Source organism: Salinicoccus sesuvii (assembly GCF_042648145.1).
Lineage (GTDB): Bacteria > Bacillota > Bacilli > Staphylococcales > Salinicoccaceae > Salinicoccus > Salinicoccus sesuvii.
Genome location: NZ_JBHRWV010000010.1, coordinates 1 through 22085, shown reverse-complemented (window position 1 = coordinate 22085; position 22085 = coordinate 1). Strand labels below are relative to the sequence as shown.

Annotated in this window: 18 protein-coding genes and 1 rRNA gene; 3 read left to right on the top strand and 16 right to left on the bottom strand. The window is 43.8% G+C overall.

Annotated features, from left to right (window positions below; genetic code table 11):
• Window positions 1-89 precede the first annotated feature (89 nt).
• The 3 genes from ACFOJ8_RS12130 to groES form a co-directional block, all read right to left on the bottom strand.
• Window positions 90-1055: a formylglycine-generating enzyme family protein gene (locus tag ACFOJ8_RS12130; protein WP_380652227.1), complete on the bottom strand. Its 966-nt coding sequence runs from the start codon at window positions 1053-1055 to the stop codon at window positions 90-92.
• Between the two features lie 404 nt (window positions 1056-1459).
• Complete coding sequence (gene groL, locus ACFOJ8_RS12125) at window positions 1460-3088, bottom strand: chaperonin GroEL (protein ID WP_380652224.1); 1629 nt, start codon at window positions 3086-3088, stop codon at window positions 1460-1462.
• Window positions 3089-3152: 64 nt separating this feature from the next.
• Window positions 3153-3437 (bottom strand): co-chaperone GroES, encoded by a 285-nt coding sequence (groES, locus tag ACFOJ8_RS12120; RefSeq protein ID WP_380652222.1) that lies wholly within the window; start codon window positions 3435-3437, stop codon window positions 3153-3155.
• Between the two features lie 173 nt (window positions 3438-3610).
• Here groES and ACFOJ8_RS12115 point away from each other — a divergent pair, with 173 nt between their 5' ends.
• Window positions 3611-4363, top strand: a complete 753-nt coding sequence (locus ACFOJ8_RS12115; RefSeq protein ID WP_380652219.1) for a CPBP family intramembrane glutamic endopeptidase — start codon at window positions 3611-3613, stop codon at window positions 4361-4363.
• A gap of 49 nt (window positions 4364-4412) precedes the next feature.
• Here the strand turns inward: ACFOJ8_RS12115 and ACFOJ8_RS12110 are convergent, their stop codons facing one another.
• Together ACFOJ8_RS12110 and ACFOJ8_RS12105 are read right to left on the bottom strand one after the other, a co-directional pair.
• Window positions 4413-8054 (bottom strand): S8 family serine peptidase, encoded by a 3642-nt coding sequence (locus ACFOJ8_RS12110; RefSeq protein ID WP_380652216.1) that lies wholly within the window; start codon window positions 8052-8054, stop codon window positions 4413-4415.
• Window positions 8055-8306: 252 nt separating this feature from the next.
• Window positions 8307-9737, bottom strand: a complete 1431-nt coding sequence (locus ACFOJ8_RS12105) for a phosphate--AMP phosphotransferase (RefSeq protein WP_380656988.1) — start codon at window positions 9735-9737, stop codon at window positions 8307-8309.
• Between the two features lie 135 nt (window positions 9738-9872).
• Between ACFOJ8_RS12105 and ACFOJ8_RS12100 the strand changes: the two genes are divergently transcribed.
• Window positions 9873-11573 (top strand): M3 family oligoendopeptidase, encoded by a 1701-nt coding sequence (locus ACFOJ8_RS12100; RefSeq protein WP_380652213.1) that lies wholly within the window; start codon window positions 9873-9875, stop codon window positions 11571-11573.
• Window positions 11574-11609: 36 nt separating this feature from the next.
• On the opposite strand, the gene ACFOJ8_RS12095 is transcribed toward ACFOJ8_RS12100, so the two are convergent.
• The 6 genes from ACFOJ8_RS12095 to ACFOJ8_RS12070 form a co-directional block, all read right to left on the bottom strand.
• A complete protein-coding gene (locus tag ACFOJ8_RS12095) occupies window positions 11610-12695 on the bottom strand; it encodes an LPXTG cell wall anchor domain-containing protein (RefSeq protein ID WP_380659936.1) in 1086 nt (361 codons plus the stop codon).
• Window positions 12696-12860: 165 nt separating this feature from the next.
• Window positions 12861-13697 carry a MurR/RpiR family transcriptional regulator gene (locus ACFOJ8_RS12090; RefSeq protein WP_380652207.1) on the bottom strand — a complete coding sequence of 279 codons (837 nt, stop codon included), beginning with the start codon at window positions 13695-13697 and terminating at the stop codon, window positions 12861-12863.
• A gap of 112 nt (window positions 13698-13809) precedes the next feature.
• A complete protein-coding gene (locus ACFOJ8_RS12085) occupies window positions 13810-15279 on the bottom strand; it encodes a glycoside hydrolase family 32 protein (protein WP_380652204.1) in 1470 nt (489 codons plus the stop codon).
• An 11-nt stretch (window positions 15280-15290) separates the two neighbouring features.
• Window positions 15291-16052, bottom strand: a complete 762-nt coding sequence (gene tatC / locus ACFOJ8_RS12080; protein WP_380652201.1) for a twin-arginine translocase subunit TatC — start codon at window positions 16050-16052, stop codon at window positions 15291-15293.
• A 54-nt stretch (window positions 16053-16106) separates the two neighbouring features.
• Window positions 16107-16373, bottom strand: a complete 267-nt coding sequence (locus tag ACFOJ8_RS12075; protein WP_449329072.1) for a twin-arginine translocase TatA/TatE family subunit — start codon at window positions 16371-16373, stop codon at window positions 16107-16109.
• A 10-nt stretch (window positions 16374-16383) separates the two neighbouring features.
• A complete protein-coding gene (locus tag ACFOJ8_RS12070; RefSeq protein WP_380652198.1) occupies window positions 16384-17016 on the bottom strand; it encodes a redox-sensing transcriptional repressor Rex in 633 nt (210 codons plus the stop codon).
• Window positions 17017-17153: 137 nt separating this feature from the next.
• On the opposite strand from ACFOJ8_RS12070, the gene ACFOJ8_RS12065 reads away from it, so the two are divergent.
• Window positions 17154-19067, top strand: coding sequence for an ABC transporter ATP-binding protein (locus ACFOJ8_RS12065; RefSeq protein WP_380652195.1), 1914 nt, complete (start codon window positions 17154-17156; stop codon window positions 19065-19067).
• Between the two features lie 260 nt (window positions 19068-19327).
• Here ACFOJ8_RS12065 and tsaD read toward each other — a convergent pair whose 3' ends face one another.
• From tsaD to rrf, 5 genes are all read right to left on the bottom strand, one after another.
• The gene (tsaD, locus tag ACFOJ8_RS12060) at window positions 19328-20350 is read right to left on the bottom strand and encodes a tRNA (adenosine(37)-N6)-threonylcarbamoyltransferase complex transferase subunit TsaD (protein ID WP_380652191.1); all 1023 of its coding nucleotides are present in this window, start codon (window positions 20348-20350) and stop codon (window positions 19328-19330) included.
• A complete protein-coding gene (gene rimI / locus ACFOJ8_RS12055) occupies window positions 20343-20768 on the bottom strand; it encodes a ribosomal protein S18-alanine N-acetyltransferase (protein WP_380652188.1) in 426 nt (141 codons plus the stop codon). Before rimI ends, tsaD begins: the two co-directional genes overlap by 8 nt.
• A gap of 5 nt (window positions 20769-20773) precedes the next feature.
• Window positions 20774-21430, bottom strand: a complete 657-nt coding sequence (gene tsaB / locus ACFOJ8_RS12050) for a tRNA (adenosine(37)-N6)-threonylcarbamoyltransferase complex dimerization subunit type 1 TsaB (protein WP_380652185.1) — start codon at window positions 21428-21430, stop codon at window positions 20774-20776.
• Window positions 21411-21878, bottom strand: a complete 468-nt coding sequence (gene tsaE, locus ACFOJ8_RS12045) for a tRNA (adenosine(37)-N6)-threonylcarbamoyltransferase complex ATPase subunit type 1 TsaE (RefSeq protein WP_380652182.1) — start codon at window positions 21876-21878, stop codon at window positions 21411-21413. The genes tsaB and tsaE overlap by 20 nt, the downstream gene beginning before the upstream one ends.
• A 106-nt stretch (window positions 21879-21984) precedes the next feature.
• A 5S ribosomal RNA gene (gene rrf / locus ACFOJ8_RS12040) occupies window positions 21985-22085 on the bottom strand; the annotation flags it as partial.

Genomic DNA, 22085 nt, shown 5'->3' with positions numbered 1-22085 from the left:
TCCCTGAAGAAAGCAGGAGGTAACCTAATTTCTTCAGGGATACGTTTTTTATTATATTCCATTTTTACTAATTCAAAATGGAAGCCTCACTAGTCGATTGCTGAAACTACACAACGAAATCCAATGTTGCCAGCAGAACTGTCCATAGTATTAGAACTTCTCGCGGCTACCCTGTAGCGGTTACAGTATGAATGGTGGCAAAGATAGGAACCGCCACGCATTACTTTTGCTTTTCCCTCCATAGGGCCAGTCGGATCGACTCCGGAACGGTGCTGATTACTTTTCGCAAACCAGTCCGAGCACCACTCCCATACGTTCCCCGCCACGTTGTATAGACCATAACCATTTGGTGGAAATGACTCAGCAGGTGCAGTGCTCATAAATCCGTCCTCTAGCGTATTCTCTCTTGGAAAATCTCCTTGCCATATATTACAGTAGTGTACTCCGTCTGGAGTAAGTTCATCTCCCCAGGGGAACTTCTTTTGTTCTAGGCCCCCTCGGGCAGCCATTTCCCATTCTGCTTCTGTCGGCAATCGTTTTCCAGCCCATTTGCAGAACTCTGCAGCATCATTCCAAGAGACGTGAATAACCGGATGCTCCATACGCTCTTTGATAGAAGAGCCCTGCCCTTCAGGTTGATACCAATAAACGCCTTCCGCAGCATACCACCAAGGAATACCTGGCAACTGTTGCACTGTCGGTTCATACTTTTCAGGAAGCAACTTATAGAATATGAAAGACCACCCGTAAGATTCTGCTTCTGTTCGGTAGCCAGTTTCCTTAACAAATTGTGCAAATTCACGATTCGTCACCGTATGGGCATCTATATAAAAAGGGGAGACTTCTACGTTTCTTATCGGTCCTTCTCCATCAGACGCGAATCCCTCTCCATCCTCGGTCCCCATAAGGAAGTTCCCCCCGGGGATACGGACCATCTTCGATTCGAAACGAACATCATCTCCCCGAGGCTCGTTCTGTTTCTCCTGCTCTGCTTTTTTTATTGTACTGTTTTGGATCATCTCTCGGCTACCTGAACAACAAGACTGATTTTTCATATATCATGACTTCCTCTCCAAATTGATTATATCCGCAGATATGCATATGTAATTATTTTAGATTCTAACACGAAAAAATGAGATGTAGTTTCGATACGCAAATTATTTATTAATTGTTCACATTAAACCCCCATAGATATTAACAGTATGACACTAAATCTAGTGTCCCTTCATAAAAAACTATTCTCATTATTTTTTTATGGCAACCGTTTTTACATTTCCCATCTTTATCCTATTTTGAAAGTGGGGCCTCAGCTGATTGGAAATAATTATTATTTTACAAGGAAGTACATAAAAAAGACTCCCACAAGGTTTACAACCTTGTCGGAGTCCTCTATAGAATATCCTCGCTGAAGTGTAAAAAAGAGCAATAACCCTTGTCAATTCAACACTTTGGAAGGTTTCTACATCATGCCTGGCATGCCGCCGCCCATGCCGGCACCCATGTCTCCGCCACCACTCTCACTTGGAATGTCAGCAACGACTGCTTCAGTCGTGAGGAACATGGCTGCAACGGAACCTGCATTCTGCAGTGCGGAACGGGTCACTTTTGTAGGATCCACGATACCTTCGTCGATCATGTTTACCCATTCGTCAGTGGCTGCATTGAATCCGATGCCCGCTTCTTGTGTCTTGAGACGTTCCACAATAACAGAACCTTCAAGTCCAGCATTTTCAACAATCTGACGGAGTGGTGCTTCGAGTGCTTTTAGTACGATATTGACACCTGTCTTCACATCGCCTGTTGCTTCGATTTCTGCTACTTTGTTGTAGATGTTAACGAGTGCCGTTCCCCCGCCAGCTACGATGCCTTCTTCAACAGCGGCACGTGTGGAGTTCAAAGCATCCTCTATGCGGAGTTTACGCTCTTTCATTTCCGTTTCAGTTGCAGCACCAACTTTGATGACTGCGACACCACCAGAAAGTTTTGCAAGGCGTTCTTGTAGTTTTTCCTTATCGAACGTTGAGGCTGTCTCTTCGATTTGGGATCTAATCTGACCGATACGTGCTTCGATGTTTGTTTTCTCTCCAGCACCCTCAACCACAGTTGTGTGATCTTTTGTTACGTTGACTTTGGATGCTGTACCGAGCATATCAACTGTCGCTTCTTTCAGATCAAGTCCAAGATCTTCTGTGATGACCTGTCCACCAGTGAGTACTGCGATATCTTCGAGCATCGCTTTGCGGCGATCACCGAAACCTGGTGCTTTGACTGCGATTGCAGTGAATGTACCACGCAGTTTATTCAGTACGAGGTTCGCCATCGCATCGCCCTCAACATCGTCTGCAATGATGAGTACTGGACGGGACTGTTGAACGATCTGCTCGAGCAGTGGCAGAATATCCTGGAAATTTGAGATTTTCTTATCTGTAATGAGGATATAAGGGTTATCTAGGTCTGCGACCATCTTCTCGGAATCTGTCACCATGTAAGGAGACGTATAACCCCGGTCGAACTGCATACCTTCAACGACTTCAAGTTCCGTTTTGAAACCACGAGACTCTTCGATTGTGATGACACCATCGTTACCGACTTTTTCCATTGCTTCGGAAATGTAATCGCCAACTTCCGGATCGGCTGCTGAAATTGCACCAACTTGTGCAATGGATTCCTTATCCTGTACTGGACGGGAGATGTTCTGCAGTTCTTCTACCGCAACTTCCACAGCTTTTGAAATACCGGATCTGATACCTACGGGATTGGCACCGCTTGTTACGTTTTTAAGACCTTCTTGAATCATTGCCTGTGCGAGTACTGTCGCTGTTGTTGTACCGTCACCAGCAATTTCGTTCGTTTGGTTTGCCACTTCGGCAACCAGCTTGGCACCCATGTTTTCATATGGGTCTTCAAGTTCAATCTCTTTTGCGATTGTCACACCATCGTTTGTGATCAGTGGTGAAGTGAAGGACTTATCGAGAACAACATTACGTCCTTTGGGTCCAAGTGTCACTTTTACGGCGTTTGCCAATTTATCGACACCAGCAAGCATGGACTGGCGTGCGTCTTCAGAAAATTTCAGTTCTTTAGCCATTTACAATCATTCCTCCTATACAAATCTAAATCTAATGCATTGTGCGTATTTTTATTGGATGCGGTTATTCGATTACTGCCAGAATGTCGGAATCTGCAAGAATCAAATAGTCCTGATCATCATGTCTGATTTCAGTACCAGCAAATTTGGAATAGACGACACGATCGCCTTCTTTTACTTCAACTTCAGCGCGATTGCCATTCTCCAATACTTTTCCTGAGCCGACTGCCACTACAGTACCTTCCTGCGGTTTTTCCTTTGCGGATTCAGTCAGGATGATACCGCTCTTTGTCGTTTCTTCCTTTTGAGTCAGATCGATGACGACTCTGTTGCCTAATGGTTTCAACACGTGAAAACCCTCCTTTAATAGTACAAATATCATTAGATTTAGCACTCATACATTCGAAGTGCTAACAATTAAATAATAATCAAAGTTGGTCAATATTGCAAGTGATATCTATTTGCTTTAATCACATTAATTTTTAGGGTAGAATAACTGTATTGGAAAATGGAGGGTTTACTTTGAGAAAGTTATACAGCGCTTTAATCATCGTCGTATTCATCGCAGTTCAGCTTGCTGTACTGCCCGTTTCAATTGTCTTGGCCTTCACCAACCCTTCGATTACTGAAGCGGAACTACTGAATCAGGTCATGCCGTACCAGGCTGCTGCTTTTGCGATTGGCGTCATCATTGTCATCATCATCGGTCGATTGCACAAGAATAAAAACCGTATAGAACGTGGACCGCAGTCCGACATACCTGTAACAATCGCCTGGGTGGTCGGCGGTGTCGTTTTAGCCTATGGTTCACAGGTAGTAGCAGGACTCATAAATGTTTATGTACTCGGCAATCCGATGGAAAGTGAGAATACGAGCGGTATCATCGAAATGATTGAATCTGCTCCGTTTATGATTCTCGTCGTGGCACTTCTCGGACCGATACTCGAAGAATACGTATTCCGCCGGGCTATATTTGCTGAAATATATGAAATCATTCCTGGAGCGAAAACTATCGCCTTTCTCGTTGCCGGACTGATCAGTGGACTTATTTTCGCCTTGGCCCACTGGGATCTTACACATATTCTCATCTATGTCGCCATGGCTTACACTTTCAGCTTCCTATACGTCATGAGTGGTCGTTTAATCGTTCCGATACTTGTCCATATGCTCATGAATGGACTTGTTGTTCTACTTCAGGTAATGTTCAGAGATTATATCGATCAGCTTGAACAAATACGCAATACTGCAGGTGCGATATTGCACTTGATGTTCTAAATATATAACGACAAAATGCATCTGGGAGAGACTCCCAGATGCATTTTTATTATTGAATGACAACATATGAAGATGGCACTGTGGTTTGAACGACTTGCTGTTTCTTGTTGTATTTAGATTTGATGATTGTATCTGCCGCAATATCGTATACATCAAAGTGTCTACCGGGAGATTCAATCATGACGCTCATTGCTGAGTTCAGTTGTGTGATCGTCTCTGTCTGATCTCCTGTGATGCCTCTGAGCAAGACTTCGTATATGTCACTAACGTGGTGTGCTTCTGTACTTGGTGTACGTTGCAAGTCGACTTCTACAGCATCATATGCACTAAATTGCTGGAAGTTCTGAACCGTCAGTTGGACTGCTGAACTACCGACATTTAGTACCACTGTCTTGTTATTTCGCATCTGCGCAAACTGCGCAATCAGATCGTTCGAGATTCTGATTGAAGCAGATCCATCTTGAATGTTTTCTTCAGGTACATTTACTTGAATATCTTTGATGTTGTTTCTTGTGATACCATCACCGATATCTGCTTCTGTCAGCTCGTATGCGTTACTTTCCGGTTCTTCTTCAGGTAGTTCTCCATCAGGCAGGTCTGCTTCACCTTCTGTGATAGTACCTTCATCAAAGTTCACGGCATAGCCATAAGTAGCGCTGTTGCCTGCCACATCAGTGAAATCGAGTGTCAGATTGTATACACCTGTGTAACCTTGGAAATCAAGTGACAATGTACCATCAGTATCAATCGCCACCGCACCTTCCTCTGTTCCCGCATTATTTGTCAGCTGATAGTTTCCGCTGATGAACGTGCTCGGATTATAGGATATGCCGTACATTTCCTGAAGCGCCGGAAGCACTTCGATATATAGGTCTTCAACACCAGCTGTGATGGCACCATCAGAAACTGCCGGATCTACAACTTGTGTTGCACTGCGTTTAACGAATAATGGTCCATCATACTGGAGATCAATGCCACCTTCATGAAGCGAAATAGCATCTATCGTGTATACACCATCCGGTACGTCGGAGTATACGTACTGCCCATTTTCAATGCTATACATTGTACCATCCACAGGTACTGTCACTGAAGACTGTATCCCCTCGATAAAGGCAAAGTCTCCTATATACCCGTCGCCCTCTGGTCCTGCGGTTGGATTGAGCAGGTCATACCAGCTGAATGCTGTCATCTGCTGGGGATTATGGAAAGCAGCATATACAGACGTTTCGTCTTGTACGCCATCTCCATTAGGCGAAATATGATAGTCATTGAGGTAGAGATCTGCAAAGCCTTGCTGAGTCGTCGGTGCAAAACCGACGGCAAATGGTACAGAGTACGTACCAGATCCACTTGTAACGTTGATATAACCTAGGAATTCATTACCCGGCTCTTCAGCACCTGCTGGCACGTTCAGATTAAACTGAACTGTCTGGCTGCCGTTTACTGTTACTGACTGCGTGCTTGGGGTCAATGTTGCACCGGACATGGATCCTGTTGGTGCCTTGACTGTAACGACTTCAAAGCTGTAGGTATCTCCGGAATTACTTTCAATGATCAAATCTTTTGTTACTGTTTGCGGGGAAGCATCTGGACTTACGAATCCGAAGGCCATCGTACCGCGTGTATGGCTATGTGTTTCTCCATCCATTGTAGATTCATGTGGCACTTTGATGAGTGTATTGGTCGTTGCTGCCGCATATGGCTGGACGAGTCCAGCGCCTTGATCGAATACATCATAGAGGCTTGTATCGAGTACTTTAGCTGTGTTGCTCATTGCTGACTTTACATCGAATGGTGTCCATTCTGGATGCAATTCGAGAAGCAGTGCCCCGATACCTGCTGCGTGCGGAGTCGCCATAGATGTTCCTGTGTACTGTTCATATGCTCTAGAATAATCTCCGGAAGCAGCAAATTCAGGAACTGTTGACAGTATGTTCGTACCTGGTGCTGAGACATCCGGTTTGATATCGAAGTTCGGTGTAGATGGTCCCCTTGAAGAGGAATCATTTACTGCGTCACCTGCTGTCATAGATGCTTCAAAGCTATTGAAAGTAACAGTGCCGGTATCCGCACCATCGATTGCAGCTGCAAACTCAGCGCCAAGTGTATGCGAAATATCCAGTGTTGGTACGAAATCAAATGCTGTACCGAGGAAGATTCCGACTGGTCCAGGTGCATTGGATCCGTTCGCCGAGTTGTAGATGATAACACCTTCGGCGCCGTTATCACGTGCATTCGCAATTTTGTCTACAAATGCAATTTCACCGCGCTGTATGAGCGCCACTTTATTCTCAACATCAACACCTTCGAAGTCGGAAGCGATACCGACACCAGGTACATTGACAACTTCCATAGAGTCTTCAAGACTTTCTTCTGGAGACGTGCCAATCATGAAGGCCATGAAATTCGCATCCACTGTTTCTGAGAAGTCTCCTGCTTCCAATGTGACATTAGATGCCACTCTTTCTTCAGGTAATGTTGTATTGCCGACACTGATTGCCATCGTGCTCGTTGCCGGTCCACCGACTGTAGAGCGGCCCGGACCAGAGTTGCCGGTTGCTGCGAAAGCTGTCGTGCCAAGTAGCATCGCATTATTCAGTGCAAAGGAATTTGCCTGACTTTCGTCACTTAGAGTATTCCCAAGGGAGAGATTGATGACATCCATGCCATCCTCGACTGCGCCCTCTACTCCACCGACAATCCAAGATGTGTACCCACTACCGTACGCACCGAGTACACGATAAGCATAAAGGTCGACATTTGGTGCAACACCAATCATGCCGAAGTCATTATTGCCTTGTGCTGCGATAGTTCCAGCGACATGTGTACCGTGTGTCGTCCAATAGGAGTTTCCACGATCATCAAATTCAGGTAGATTATCCGGACGTTCTTCCGGTTTTGTTTCGTAAGGATCATCTGCCGGTCTCTGGACGAGATAATCCGCGCCATTCACATAGTTTCTACCACCCCGGTATACATCAGCGAGATCGGGATGGTTATAGTCTATGCCGGTATCGATGACACCCACTTTGATACCCTGGCCGCGATTGCCAAGTTCCCATACTTTCGGGATATCAAGATGTGTGATGCCCGTAATGTAGTTCGGTTCGATATCTTCGTCTGATACGTCCGATACACCTTCGATAGCTTCGTTATGTGTTGTTCTGACTTCAGGATCGAGTTGGACGAAATAGTCCTCCTCGACCAGTGCCACTTCTTCAACTTCCAGCAGTTTTCCAAGATCTTCTGCCGCAACAGTCATCGATTCAGCATTCAGCACAGTAGAGTATGTATTACCTTTGGAAAAATTGATATTCTTATTCCGCATACTGTGTTCCGCTTGATTCTGCTGTTTCTCTATTTTTTGTCTGACTTTGTCTGCATCAAGTCCAGACCATTTTTTCCCTTTAGATTGTACAATCCCCTTTTGGAGTCCAACAGAAGGTTCCCTGTAGTGTACGATGACATTTACATTGCCTTCCCTATTCTCGAGACTCTCACCAAGCTGGGCCTCACCCGTAAGAATATCCAGCTGGCTTTGCATGTTCTGATACTGATCAAAGTGTGTGTCGTCCAATGATGGCGAATGTTCCGGTTTGCCCAGTTCATTTGCTGATACATTGGTACCGAACGCACTAAATATCAGAAGCAGTGCTGTGAATAAAAGAAAAATCCGTTTAAACGACTGCATCTATCATTCCCCCTACTTATTATGAACTATTAAAATTTTCAAAATTAATAGTTCTTTTATAGGATATACATTTTTTAAAGCGGATGCAATAGCCATCTGAGTATGTTTGCCCTGCAGATTCCAATAAGAGAAGGCGCGAAAGCCTAAGAGATAGAATTATGATGGTAGGACCGTCATGCCTTATTTTTCAAAAAAACCCCGGGATTGGCTTATCACATAACCTCCCGGGACTTTTCTTCTGTTAAGTGATCTCTAGCTATTTCCAAGACGAGCTTCGCATGCTTCTATTACTTTTCTGAGTGCTGTAATCCGCGCATACCGTTTGTCGTTTCCAGCGATAATATGCCACGGTGCACGTGCAGTACTCGTTTCACGCACCATATCTTCCGAAGCTTCGACGTAAAGATCCCATTTCTCCCTGTTTCTCCAATCTTCATCCGTCAGTTTCCATTGTTTATCCTCATCTTCCTGGCGGTCGGTGAACCGTTCGAGTTGCTCATCCTTATCAAGTGACAAGAAAAATTTCACGATAATGGCGCCGGAATTATACAGCGATTTTTCAAAATCATTGATCTCATCATAGGCCTGGGTCCATTCTTTTTTGGAGGCGAATCCCTCGATACGTTCCACAAGTACTCTGCCATACCAGCTGCGGTCGAAAAAACCAATATGACCACTTCTCGGTGTATTAATGGCGAACCGCCATAGGTAATGGTGTGCCAACTCGATATCGGTCGGTGCTCCAGTCGCATTGACTGTATAACCGGTTGGATCCAAGCTCTCCCGAATACGCTTGATATTCCCTCCTTTGCCAGCCGCGTCCATGCCTTCATACACAATGACAAGGGGGATTTTCTTCTCATAGAGCTGAAACTGGATTTCTCGCATTCTCGACTGCAAGTCAGGGAGTATCTCCTTATATTCCTTTTTCTTAATCTTCTCCTTCTCGAAATCAAAATTGAAAAATTCCGATTCATAGCTGTTAGTAAAGGCACCATCAATCTTAGAAGCTTCTGCGCTCTCTTCCGCTTCAACCCGCTTCTCAAGCCGTTCTATAATTGTGCGGTACAGCGTATTAATCGCGCCCCCTTTTTCTTCGAAATCGATTACTGTCCAAGGGCAGCCGGTCGGTGCCTTTAAAAATTGCTCCATTTCATTTTCGTAATCTATCTTATCGAGACGCTCTGCGAATTCCTCGGCCTTCCATTTTAGAACTGGGTTTGCTCTGAGCTTCTCGATATGCTTGTCCCTCACCGCTTCGGTCGTATGGACATAGAACTTGATGATTTCATATCCGTTGTCTATCAATGTCTGTTCAAAACGATCCATATCCTGTTTAATCTCTTCATAATCTACCCTGACGTTATCAAGCACGGTGTTTGTCTTGTACTCGATGTACTGGGCATACCAGCTTCTGAAATGGATATTGATATCACCATTCTTCGGCAGGTGGTTCCAGTAGCGCTGCAAGAATGGATATCTAAGATCGATATCTCTTGGCGGACGGGTGGCCATGAAATCTGTATATTTAGCATCGAGTGCCATATACAATGCATTGGACAGTCGAGATTTACCCGATGCCGGGGGACCCTCAATTACAATCATGAGTGGAATCCCCATCTCATTTGTCTTTCTCGTCATTTCTCCAACTCTATTTTCGAGCAGTTCATCTGTCTCTACCATGTCATCTCTCCCTTTGATCGCTTTCTCTACTTTCTTACCCATAAGTCGAATAATCTGAACATATTGTAAACTTAAGGTGCATTCCAGATGAATATGATAATATGATAGGTGTACTTAACTTTTAGGGGGATAAACATGGTACGTACTTTTAAAGATTACGAATACGAAAGACCGAATCTCGAGCAAATTTCATCCAAAGTAGATGCATTGCTTGAAGAATTCAAAAAGAAACAATCAGCAGAGGAACAGGGTGGGGTCATCGACCAACTGAATGTTCATTTCAATTATCTTTCCACAATGAGTACGCTGACCTACATACGTGCTTCCATTGATACAAAAGATGAGTTCTACGACCAGGAAAGAACGTTTTTTGATGAATACGGTCCAATGATCCAGGAGATCAACCATAAATACTATCAGGCAATATCCGAGAGCCCATATAGAGATGCACTTGAAGAAAGATACGGCAAGCAGTTGTTTGCCCTATCGGAGAACGCCATTAAGGGATTCGATCCGAAAGTAAAGGCGCTACTCCAGAAAGAAAACAAACTCGATTCCGAGTACTCTAAACTTATGGCTTCTGCTGAAATCGAATTCGATGGTAAAGTCCTTAATCTATCAGAATTCGGCCCTTACGCTGAGCATCAGGATCGTGCTATGAGAAGAGACGCAACAAAAGCCGTACAAGGCTTCATGGGGGAACAACTAGATAAAATCGACCAAATCTTCGATGAACTAGTCAAAACACGCCATCAGATTGCACAAGAACTGGGCTATAAAGATTTCGTCGAACTTGGCTACATCCGCATGAATCGTATCGACTATGACCGGGATATGGTAGAGAACTTCAGACGCCAGGTAGCCGAGCATGTCGTTCCACTTGTGACAGAATTGAAAGAACGCCAACGTAAGAGAATCGGACTCTCCGAGTTGAAGTCGTACGACGAATCCTTCGACTTCGTAACTGGCAACGCAACACCTAAAGGAAATGCCGAAGAGATTCTTCAGAACGGTGCCAAGATGTACAGCGAGCTATCCTCTGAAACTGATGAATTCTATACATTCATGAGAGAGCGCGAACTGTTTGATGTAGAAGCCAAAAAGGGTAAGGAAGGCGGCGGATATTGCACATTCATTCCGAACTACGCCTCTCCGTTCATCTTCTCGAACTTCAATGGCACGCTTGATGATGTGACGGTACTGACACATGAGGCGGGACACGCATTCCAAAGCTACATGTCGAGAGGATTCGAAGTACCGGAATATCAATTCCCAACACTCGAGGCTGCAGAGATCCATTCCATGAGTATGGAATACTTTACTTATCCTTGGATGGACTTGTTCTTTAAGACAGACACGGACAAATTCAAGTTTACCCATATGGCTGACAACATCTCCTTCCTACCCTATGGTGTGGCGATTGATGAATTTCAGCACATCGTCTATGAAAATCCGGAACTCACACCGCTCGAGCGTCGCCAGGAATGGAAGAAGCTCGAAGATAAGTATTTGCCGCATCGTGACTATGACAGCATTGAACCACTCTCAAGCGGAGCGTTCTGGCATAGACAAGGGCATGTATTCGGAGTGCCATTCTATTACATCGACTATACACTGGCACAGGTCTGCGCACTCCAGTTCTGGAAACGTGCAAATGAAGACTTCGATGCAGCGTGGGCGGATTATATCAAACTGTGTAAACTAGGTGGCTCACTGCCGTTCAATGCACTTGTCGAGTCTGCCAACCTGACCTCTCCGTTTGAAGATGGATGTCTTGTATCTGTTGTCGGGGAAGTCAAAGATTACTTGAATTCAATCGACGATAAAGTACTATAAGAAAGAGTGCCCCATCCGATGGATGGGGCACTCTTTCTATTTATCGCTTTTCGGTTTTCTCATGATGAAGAGCAAAGTGAGTCCACAAATCAACAGCACTGTACCATAAATGAAAGTATAGTTCGTCTCTCCCGTGTTCGGAAGCACTTCACGTGATGTTCCAGTAGCTACTTCCTCTTCACTTTTGACTTGTGCCTCAATATCATATATCACTGTATCATCCACTTCGGATTCTTCCATGATCCTTGCAGACAGCAAGCGATTGACACGCTTATCCAGTAGTTCAAAGTCTGCTTCCGGTCCGCCGGGCTCAAGTGTGATGCCTTCTAGTATATTACCATGATCATAACGGAAATACCGCTTTACTCCTTGCGCTGGCACTTCCGTCGATTCGGACTGGAGGCTGTTATTGTCTACTTCAGGATATGGGCTAGAGAATTCTTCGGTTCCAGAACCTGTTGACGGTGCTTCAGCTGACGGTTCCACTGGCTCCATAGTTGGAATTTCATTTTCCTCTACAGGGATTTCGTCTGCTGGCAACTGCCCCGTTCCCTCAGGGACGGGTGTTTCTGTCTCAGTTTCTGTTGTTGGCGCTTCCTCTGTTACCGGTTCAGCGGTAGGCTCCGGTACAATATCATTCCCGCTCGTTTCATTAGAAGGGAGTTGGGATGGTTGCTCTGACGACGGTTCGGCATATGGGGTACTTTCTTGACTTTCCTCATTCGCTTCATGCGCTGTTATTGTGCGTTGACGAATCTCGTTTTCCGGAGAATCATCGGGCATTGCACCGACGAGTACGTCTTCTTTCACAGTTTCTCTTTCAACTGGCGATTGTGTCGTCGACTCAGCAGATTGTTCTGTAGTACGTTCCTCTGTAGTCTCGACCTCTACTTCTTCTGTTGATTCTTCGAGGCTTTCTGGCTGGGCCGCTTCATTTGTCACAGATTCTTCGACAGACATTTCTGCTTCTGATTCTTCCGCTTCGACGACTGTGTCTATATTGGATATGAAAATAGTGGATGAAACCAATAGGCATGCAATACCACTCTTCATTATTTTATTCTTCAATGCGACTTCCCCCATTAGACTATACTCGTGATAGTCTCTTTCAATAATCATCATTATATTAGAATAGCGTGGGGGTATCTACCCAATATCAGAGTTGTTACATAACCTTAATAATGGTGTCTTATTAACGTGGAATATTTCAGAAATATTTCAAAAAAGTAACTGTATATTATTCTTATCTCCATAAATAAAAAAATCTCCCTTCGGCACGAAAGGAGATCAGTGTGTAACGTCATAGGTCTTAATAATGGTTTCATATGCCGAGGATCCAAGCTCCCGACAGATGTAGAAGAATAGAACATCGCAGATGACGAGCTGCGCTATACGACTGGTCATGTTCATATACTGTATATTTGTCTCTTCTTCTGTGATTTCTATGGCAATGTCTGCATTGCGTTTTGCGATAGAGGCATGATTTTGGGTAAGTATGACGGTCTTGACGCCAAGTTTCTTGGCGAGCTTTACAACTTCGACTACTTCCTTCGTCTTACCGGATAGGGTGATGAGGAACAAGACATCATTATCAGTAGCATTGGACAACCGTGTCATGCAGAGATACTTATCTGAAGTAAAGAACGCATTGATATTGACTCTATGTAGCTTCTGTTCCAGTTCATTTCCGATATTGGAGGAATCCCCAAGGCCAAATATAAATGTATTGTCCGATTTGGCGAAGAGTTCGGCAGCCTGCTTCATCGTATCACGATCGACAATCTTTTCTGTATTGTAGAGGGCTTGTATCGTATTTTTGAACACTTTGTCGAAGATATCTTTATGAGTATCGTTTTCAAGATCGATGACCCTTGATATGTTCTCTTTCTCAAGTGTATGGAGCTCCTTTGCAAGCTCAACTTTTAATTCTTTTATGCCGGCAAGACCGATCCTCTTTGAAAATCTGACGATAGCCGCATCGCTCGTATTACTGTTTCTTGCGATGTCCTTAACAGGCATGTTGATGACTTTGGCAGGATTGGCCAGCATAAAATCTGCAATCCGCTGCTCTACAGGTGTCATGTACTCATAACGTTTGCGAATCTGACTCAGTACCGAAAACATATCCACTTCTCCTCTCACCCTCACTGTATGTAAGTTTATAATAACAGAATACTCAATCGATTATAAGCAGAATTGAAATAATATTGTGTACAGACATTGAAATCCGTTGTCCCTATTCCGTCTGAACGTCCGGATGCACATAAAGGGGCTTTAATTTGTATTTGGACAATTTGACATAGCAGTTGCCAAGTTCGGTGGACAGTTCCACCCCTTCTGCTTTTTCCGATGGAAAGATGCGGGCTGTCATGACCGCCTCCCCATCATTGATAAAAATTTCAATACTTGAAATATCTACAAATATGCGGAGTTTTAAAAGAGGACCGTCAAGCTTCGCTGTACGTGTTGTGCCATCGACATTCTCAGGCATCTGGCCACTGAAAGTCGTATCGAGTGTAAGCGTATGGGCCTCGGCATCATATATTAGACTCGTCTGTTCTCTTCTGCTCATTCTCAAATTGATATATATCTGCGTCGCATTATTCTCGAGGATATCCATTGTAAGCTCGTAATTATCACCATAGAAATCTTTCATCTTTTTCGGACGATGATCAAAGTATCCTTCCGCTGTCAGTTCATCCATTCTTAGAGTTGATAACGCAGCCACGGGTCGCTGCCTCAGTATCCCCTCTTCAATAGACAACTCCCTTGGCAGCGTCAGACAATGTGACCACGTGCCATCTGTAGGATAAATCGTTTCCTTCATTCCCATCCATCCGATCATAAACCGTCTTCCAAAAGCGTCACAGGTCGTCTTCGGCGCATAGAAATCAAAACCTTGATCTAGTTCACTGAATTCGCCATGCACCATTGTCATCGACTCTCTATCAACACTGCCGAGAATATATCCAGACTGGTAGATGTTCCAGTAGCTATGTTGATACTTGTCGAGCCCTTGTGGGCAGAACATGAGGACATCACCACCATCCAATTCAAACAGCTCAGGCGATTCCCACATAAAACCAAATTGGTCAAGATCGGTTTTCAGTTCACCCAGATAGTCGAGAGTTTCAAGGTTTGTGCCTCTGAAGCAGAGCACACGCCCGAACTCATCTTGTGTCATCGCTCCGAGCATCATGAAATATCTTTCACTTTCCTCCCACACCTTCGGATCTTTGAGAGTTGCACCATATCCTTTTGGCGATCCTTTCATAATGATCTCTGTGTGGGATGGACGAAGCACCCCTGTTCCTGAAATCCACACCGTATGTTCCTGATGTGATATATCTCCATCGATTACTGTATGGTACGTATGCAGATCGTCCATTGTAGAAGCAGAACCTGAACATGCACCTTGCGGTAGTGTGCTTGCTATTCCCATATCGTGATAGACAGCAAGATTTTCCGATGTGACGTGATATAGATACTTTTTACCTTGTGAGTAGAAGGGAGCCCACTGGTATAAGATATGATACCTGCCCTCATGATAAACGAAACCGTCCAATGAATTCATACTGCCTGCAGGCGGTTGGATATGATATTTCTGCCGCCATGGATCTTCTTGCGCCCTTCCAAGCTGGTGCATCCATTTTTCATCACTGCCATCAAGCACCTGAGGTGCTTCTTCATCCCAATTGAATTTCACCTGGAACCCCCCTATTCGGAATCCAACGATTCCTCTAGTGCTTTTTGCTCTGCTTTCAGATATCTACGATAGCCGATTTTGGAAATGTAGATGCTAATTTCATAAAGAATAATCATCGGTATAGTAATCATGACATGCGTCATCACATCCGGTGGTGCAATAAGCGCTGCGACCACCAACAAAATGAAGTAGGCATATTTTCTGTTCTGCTTCAAAAAGGATGGCGTCAATAGTCCTAGCTGGGTTAAGAACAAGACTAGAATCGGCATCTGGAATATGATTCCGAATGGCAACACCGTCCTGAAAAGGAAGCCAAAATACTGGTTGATTCCAATCGTCGTTTCGATACCCATGTCCTCGGATAATTCGAACGTGAACTGGATGATATAGGGCACAAGAACGAAATAACCAAAAGCCATACCGAGTAGCATCAGGATCATGACAATCGGTATATAACTCAAAGTCAGCTTCTGCTCATTACTGTATAACCCCGGAGAAACAAATGCCCAGAGTTGATAGAGAATTACTGGCAGCACAATAACGAAACCGATGACAACGATAATCATTAAATAAATTTTCAATGGATCCGTTACCTGGAATGCATGCATCTGTATTGCTTGTGTCCATGGAGCATTCTGCATATGATAAATCAATGGCTTAGACAGGAAAAAACCGATGATCAATGCACCTACGAAAAAGTACATGACAATCAGTAGCCGCTTTCTCAATTCATCCAGATGCTCGGTAATCTCCCTTTTTTCCGAGTCGTTCATAATTCGTTTTCACCTCTTCAAAAAAAAGGCGGCTTTCGCCACCCCTTTGGATCTTTATACTTTAGTTTCTTCAACCTTTTCAACTTCGACTGTTTCGATCTTCTTTGGTTGTTGTTTCTTATCGCGTTCGTCGTCATCGTCATCATCATCAGTGGCGAGACCTTTGGTTGCATCTTTAAATTCTCTTAAAGTTGAACCCATTGCGCGTCCGAATTGAGGCAATTTTTTAGGTCCGAATATGATCAATGCTACAACAGCAATCACGATCATACTTGTCGGGCCTACTGCCATCAGCGTCACCGGCATTAATGTTTCGAGCATAGTATCCCTCCTAGATATGTTTCATATAAAAGAATAGTGCCTGTAATTCAACGCTCAAATCTATATTATGGACATAGATTTCATCACTTACGTTCAATCTGATCGGCGTGAAGTTGAGTATGCCTTTGATACCCGCTTCCACCAGACGCTCAGCCATATTTTGACTGACTTCAGCTGGCAGGGTGAGTATCGCGACGTCTATGCCGTGCTGACTGACCAGATCTTCAAGCTCATCCGAATGATATACTGCCGTGCCATTGATGGATGTCCCGACGATCTGAGCATTACTATCAAAAGCAGCTACCACATTCATTCTATCATTTATGTTGTTGAATTTGTAGTTTAATAATGCACTGCCCAAATTCCCTGCACCAATGATCGCTACGTTCCTCACTTCGTTACCCTGGATATGCTCCATGAAGAAATTCAGCAGGCTCTTGACATTGTAGCCGTAACCTTTCCTGCCGAGCTCACCAAAGTAGGAGAAATCTCTCCTAATTGTGGCTGAATCAATATCCAGTGCTTCGCTGATCTCTCTTGAGGAAACTCTATCTACACTGGATTTTTCGGCGTTCTTGAAAAATCTATAGTATAAAGGAAGACGTTTCATTGTTGCGTTTGGGATTTTCTTTTTACTATTCAAATGTCCCACACCTCTTCTATTGCACTCTGTTGGTATATTATAGCATATCTCCATTTTCATAGTGTAGTCATTGTCATTTAATTTCATCGTTTTTTTGACTCATTTATTGTAAAATTGAATGGAGTGGGGGAATTAATATGATAGTAATGCAATTAGGAAATGTAGGAAAGTCTTTCGGTACAGACCAGATTTTCTCAAATATAAACCTTGAAATAAAAAAAGGTGAAACAGTCGGTATCGTCGGCAAAAACGGTGCCGGCAAGACGACATTAATGAAGATGATGGCCGGGGAACTCGGTATTGAAGAAGGCAGAATCACAACTCCGAAGGGTATTGCAATTGGATACCTTACCCAGCAGATGACACTTGAATCCACTCAGACTGTAAGGGATGAAATGATGCGACCCTTCGCCGATCTACTGTATACCCAAGAGGAAATGAACGCCACAACCAGATGGCTAGCAGAACACGATTACCAGCATCCCTCCTATAGTGAACAGATGGAGAAATACGACAGACTGCAGAACATCTTCGAATCTAGTGGCGGCTATACAATTGATGCCCAGATTAAGACAGTCCTTATCGGCCTGAACTTTTCGAACGATGATCTTGATCGTAATGTCGATGCTTTCTCAGGTGGTCAGAAGACACGCCTTGCACTCGGCCAGATGCTTTTGTCAAAACCCGATCTGCTACTGCTCGACGAGCCAACCAATCATCTCGATATGGGGACTGTAACATGGCTTGAACAGTACCTGAACAGCTTCACCGGGGCAATTGCGATTATCAGTCACGATCGCTATTTCCTTGATCGTACCGTAGACAAGATATTCGAAGTCGAGATGCATCGAGGAACACTCTACCACAGCAATTATACGAAGTATGTGAAAGAGAAAGAAAAAAACTTCAGTCTGCAGGTAAAGGCGTATGAACATCAGCAGAAGGAGATCAAACAGCTCCAAACATTCGTTGAAAAAAACATAGCGCGAGCATCGACGAGTAATATGGCCAAAAGCAGACGTAAGAAACTGGAACAGATGGATCGGATGGATACACCGATGATCGACCGCAAAAGTGCACGTTTTTCTTTTGATATAAGAAGGGAAAGCGGGAACGATGTTCTCAGAATCAACTCCCTCTCCATTGGATATGAGCAGACACTAAACAGTGGCATCACTCTGAATGTCGATAAAGGCGACCGGCTGGCCATCATCGGTCCAAATGGTATAGGCAAATCTACTCTTGTAAAGACGATTGCCAAAGAGCTGCCGCGGCATGAGGGAGAGATCATATATGGGACGAATGTTTCCATCGGGTATTATGATCAGAAACAGGCAGAATTCACCTCTAACAGAAACGTATTAGAGGAACTATGGCACGAGTATCCAGAAATGAATGAAAGCGATGTTCGCAAAGTCCTTGGCCGCTTCCTTTTTACTCAGGAAGAAGTACTAAAAAGTGTCAACGATTTAAGCGGTGGCGAGAAAGCACGTATACAGTTGGCCCGGTTGATGCTAGAAAAAAATAATCTACTCATACTCGATGAACCAACCAACCACTTGGATATCGACAGTAAGGAAGTCCTTGAGAAAGCCCTTCAGAACTTCCCCGGAACAATCCTATTCGTTTCTCACGACCGATACTTCATTGACCGCATTGCAACCAAGATTGTGGAAATGGATCAGCAGCATGTAAAGATCTACAATGGAGATTATAGCTATTACCGTCACAAGAAGGATGAGCAGGCTTCGCTCGCCATCCAAGAAGAAAGTAACCGATCTGATGAGCAGAGTGGTTCCGATTATCAGCAGCAGAAGCAAAAGCGTAATGAAATGCAGAAACTGAAACGTGCTGCTTCGAGAATTGAAGAAAATATTCTCCAACTGGAAGAAGAAATTTCGAGTATAGAAGAGAAACTAGCCGAGCCTGAAGTATATGGTGACTACGAGAAAGCATCGGAATACAATCAGCAGTTGATCGAGAAGCAACAAGCATTGGAATCTAAGATGCTCGAGTGGGAAGAAACAGAGGCACAGATTGAAGAAGTATAAACTCTGAAAATACCCTTCTTTTAAAGTGATGGATCAGTTGTCTGATGTTATACACAGCACCGAACCTTTCACCTCAGGGATCATTGCGATTGGTCCACATTGTCCACCTTTTATCCACAGATTTGTACACATATATATCCCCAGTTATCGTCGGCTTTCCTCAAATTTTTATTTTTTATCGACAATTTATCCACAGATGCTAGGAAATAAAACTTTGTACTCTATATAAAAGGGCGGTCCTGAGTTACAGGACCGCCCTTTTATATACTGTATTCTTCAATATCAATATAGTTTCTGCCGTTAAGATCTAAATCACCAAATGCTTTATGTTTATAGAGATGATAAGCTACCGCACCAATCATTGCAGCGTTGTCTGTGCAGTATTTTAAAGCAGGAACACTCAATTTTATATTCTGATCCTGACAAAGTGTTTCAAATCGTGTGCGGAGGCCTCTGTTTGCTGCGACACCACCAGCGATGATCAAGTTTTCAACGTCGTATTCCGTTACGGCTTGCATGGTTTTTTTCGTCAGTACATCAATGACACTCTCCTGAAAGCTCCTCGCTACATCTTCATCTTTCACTTCGAGATCTTTCTGTCTATGGTTGTGCAATGTGTTAATGACTGCCGACTTTAAACCACTGAAACTAAAATCATAACTTCCAGGCTCAAGATAAGCTCTTGGAAAATTAAAACTGTCCTTACCTTCTGTGCTGAGGCGATCAATATGAGGACCACCCGGATACGGCAGTCCGATAACTCTGGCGACCTTATCGTAAGCTTCACCCACCGCATCGTCCCTTGTCTCTCCGATAACTTCAAAAGATAAATGATCCTTCATATAGATTAATTCTGTATGTCCGCCTGAAACAATGAGGGAGATGAGTGGAAAATTGATCTCCTCTTCCAACTGATTGGCGTATATGTGTCCTGCAATATGGTGGACCGGAATCAATGGCAGATCATGAGCAAAACTAAAAGCTTTGGCTGCATTTATACCGACTAGTAGTGCACCAATCAGACCCGGCCCTTCCGTCACTGCTACCGCAGATAGATTCTCTGGCATCAATCCCGAAGTCTCAAGTGCTTGTTCAATAACCACTGTTATCGTCTCAACATGATGTCTTGAAGCTACTTCTGGCACGACACCGCCAAAACGTTTGTGGCTTTCGATCTGACTGACTACAACATTGGCTAGAATATCATTTCCATTTCTAACAATACTACATGCTGTTTCATCACAACTCGTCTCGATACTTAGTATAACGACATCTTCATTCATTGAGCTTCATCCACATCACATGTGCATCCTTTCCAGGTCCATAGTAATCTTTACGAATTCCCCCATAGAGGAACCCTTCTTTTTCATATAACTTTATTGCTTTTTCGTTGTCGATACTTACTTCTAATGATAGTATATCAGCAGAATTTGATGCATAAGCTTTAGCATGCTGCATCAATTGCCGACCGTAGCCTTGGCCCTGCTCTTTACCACTGACGGCTATGGTTGTTATCTGGCTCTGATCGATGACCAGCCACATACCACAATAGCCAACGATATTGCCTTCCTTTTCTATCACAAAATAGTATGCAAACTGGTTAGCGGTCAACTCTCTTAAAAATGATTCCATATTCCAGGAAGTGTGAGGAAAAGAAGCACATTCAATATCGTATACTGATTTCAGATCCTCGATTGTCATTTTTCTTATTTCTGTGTACGCTCCATCCAATTCTTCTCAGCCTCCGATAGTTTTAGATATTCCGGAACCATACTGTGAACATCCTCCTCGCGTATCATGGTAACGTACCTCTCAATCGTGCTAATACGTGGGACTGTGTGGAGATATGATTCAATTTTTTCACTGAATTTCTCATCACCATCCAAAAGAGATTGTTGCTTTGGATATTCTTCAAGTTTTTCACTCAATGCATCAAGAGACCTATACCCTTCCGTAACTCGTATGCTCATCTCAGACTGATCCACTTGATAAGCTGCACTGTAAACATTTCCTCTTCTCCCATCAAACATGGGAACCAGTATGCCTGTTCTATTGCTTGAAGATGCGATGACAGCCAATGAAGATACCGAGTAGAGAGGAACACGAAGGGCATATGCCAGTGTCTTTGCCACAGTAACACCGATGCGGACACCAGTATATGATCCTGGCCCCCTGGCTACTATAATTCGGTCAATATTTTTTTTATTATAACCTGTCATCTTAAACAATTGGTTGATATAGACCATCACTGTGGCCGAGTGTGTCTTCTTTACTGTCGTGTTTATTTCCGCTAGACAAATACAGTTCTTATTAAGAGCTACAGATAACGGTCTGTTGGAAGTATCAATTAGAAGGGAAATCATTTGCTAATGCCTCCATTATTTTAGTATATCCCGGACCTAATGAAGAGAGGGTAAAGACGCGTCTCACTTGCTCAACAACAGCGATATGAATTTCCAAACGTTGCTCAGGTAGAAATTCTTGAATAAACTGAGGCCATTCTACAATGGATACATCATCATCATTGAAGTATTCATCGAATCCCAAATCTTCTTCACTATCCTCAAGTCTGTAACAGTCCATATGATGAATCGTATATTTACCCTGATAAGTTTTGATAATATTAAAGGTCGGAGAGCTCATTCTTCTTTTAACTCCGAGAGAACTACCAAGAAATTGTGTGAATGTTGTCTTGCCAGCACCCAGATCACCGGATAGAAGAATTATACTGCCCGGCATTATATTTTGGGCTATTGTATCGGCAAGCCTTTCGGTTTCTTCAATATTATTTATTTGAATACTACACTCCATATTTATGCCCCCTCGTCTGTCATATAATCCGATTATACAAAAAAAGAGACCTGTAAAGGTCTCAATGCGGCTCATCGCATCCATAATTTAATTATGTATAAGTACTGCCCGGCGGCGTCCTACTCTCACGGGACGTCAGTCCAACTACCATCGGCGCTGGAGAGCTTAACTGCTGTGTTCGGCATGGGAACAGGTGGGGCCTCTCCG

What these genes read in the sequence shown, in the direction of transcription:
- tsaD (WP_380652191.1), bottom strand. Translation starts at nt 20,350, where the DNA reads ATGAATGAAGATGTCGTTATACTAAGTATCGAGACGAGTTGTGATGAA.
- ACFOJ8_RS12130 (WP_380652227.1), bottom strand. Translation starts at nt 1,055, where the DNA reads ATGAAAAATCAGTCTTGTTGTTCAGGTAGCCGAGAGATGATCCAAAAC.
- ACFOJ8_RS12100 (WP_380652213.1), top strand. Translation starts at nt 9,873, where the DNA reads ATGGTACGTACTTTTAAAGATTACGAATACGAAAGACCGAATCTCGAG.
- tatC (WP_380652201.1), bottom strand. Translation starts at nt 16,052, where the DNA reads ATGAACGACTCGGAAAAAAGGGAGATTACCGAGCATCTGGATGAATTG.
- groL (WP_380652224.1), bottom strand. Translation starts at nt 3,088, where the DNA reads ATGGCTAAAGAACTGAAATTTTCTGAAGACGCACGCCAGTCCATGCTT.
- ACFOJ8_RS12075 (WP_449329072.1), bottom strand. Translation starts at nt 16,373, where the DNA reads ATGCTCGAAACATTAATGCCGGTGACGCTGATGGCAGTAGGCCCGACA.
- rimI (WP_380652188.1), bottom strand. Translation starts at nt 20,768, where the DNA reads ATGACAATCGAGGATCTGAAATCAGTATACGATATTGAATGTGCTTCT.
- ACFOJ8_RS12065 (WP_380652195.1), top strand. Translation starts at nt 17,154, where the DNA reads ATGATAGTAATGCAATTAGGAAATGTAGGAAAGTCTTTCGGTACAGAC.
- ACFOJ8_RS12110 (WP_380652216.1), bottom strand. Translation starts at nt 8,054, where the DNA reads ATGCAGTCGTTTAAACGGATTTTTCTTTTATTCACAGCACTGCTTCTG.
- tsaE (WP_380652182.1), bottom strand. Translation starts at nt 21,878, where the DNA reads ATGGAGTGTAGTATTCAAATAAATAATATTGAAGAAACCGAAAGGCTT.
- ACFOJ8_RS12090 (WP_380652207.1), bottom strand. Translation starts at nt 13,697, where the DNA reads ATGTTTTCGGTACTGAGTCAGATTCGCAAACGTTATGAGTACATGACA.
- ACFOJ8_RS12105 (WP_380656988.1), bottom strand. Translation starts at nt 9,737, where the DNA reads ATGGTAGAGACAGATGAACTGCTCGAAAATAGAGTTGGAGAAATGACG.
- ACFOJ8_RS12095 (WP_380659936.1), bottom strand. Translation starts at nt 12,695, where the DNA reads ATGATGATTATTGAAAGAGACTATCACGAGTATAGTCTAATGGGGGAA.
- tsaB (WP_380652185.1), bottom strand. Translation starts at nt 21,430, where the DNA reads ATGATTTCCCTTCTAATTGATACTTCCAACAGACCGTTATCTGTAGCT.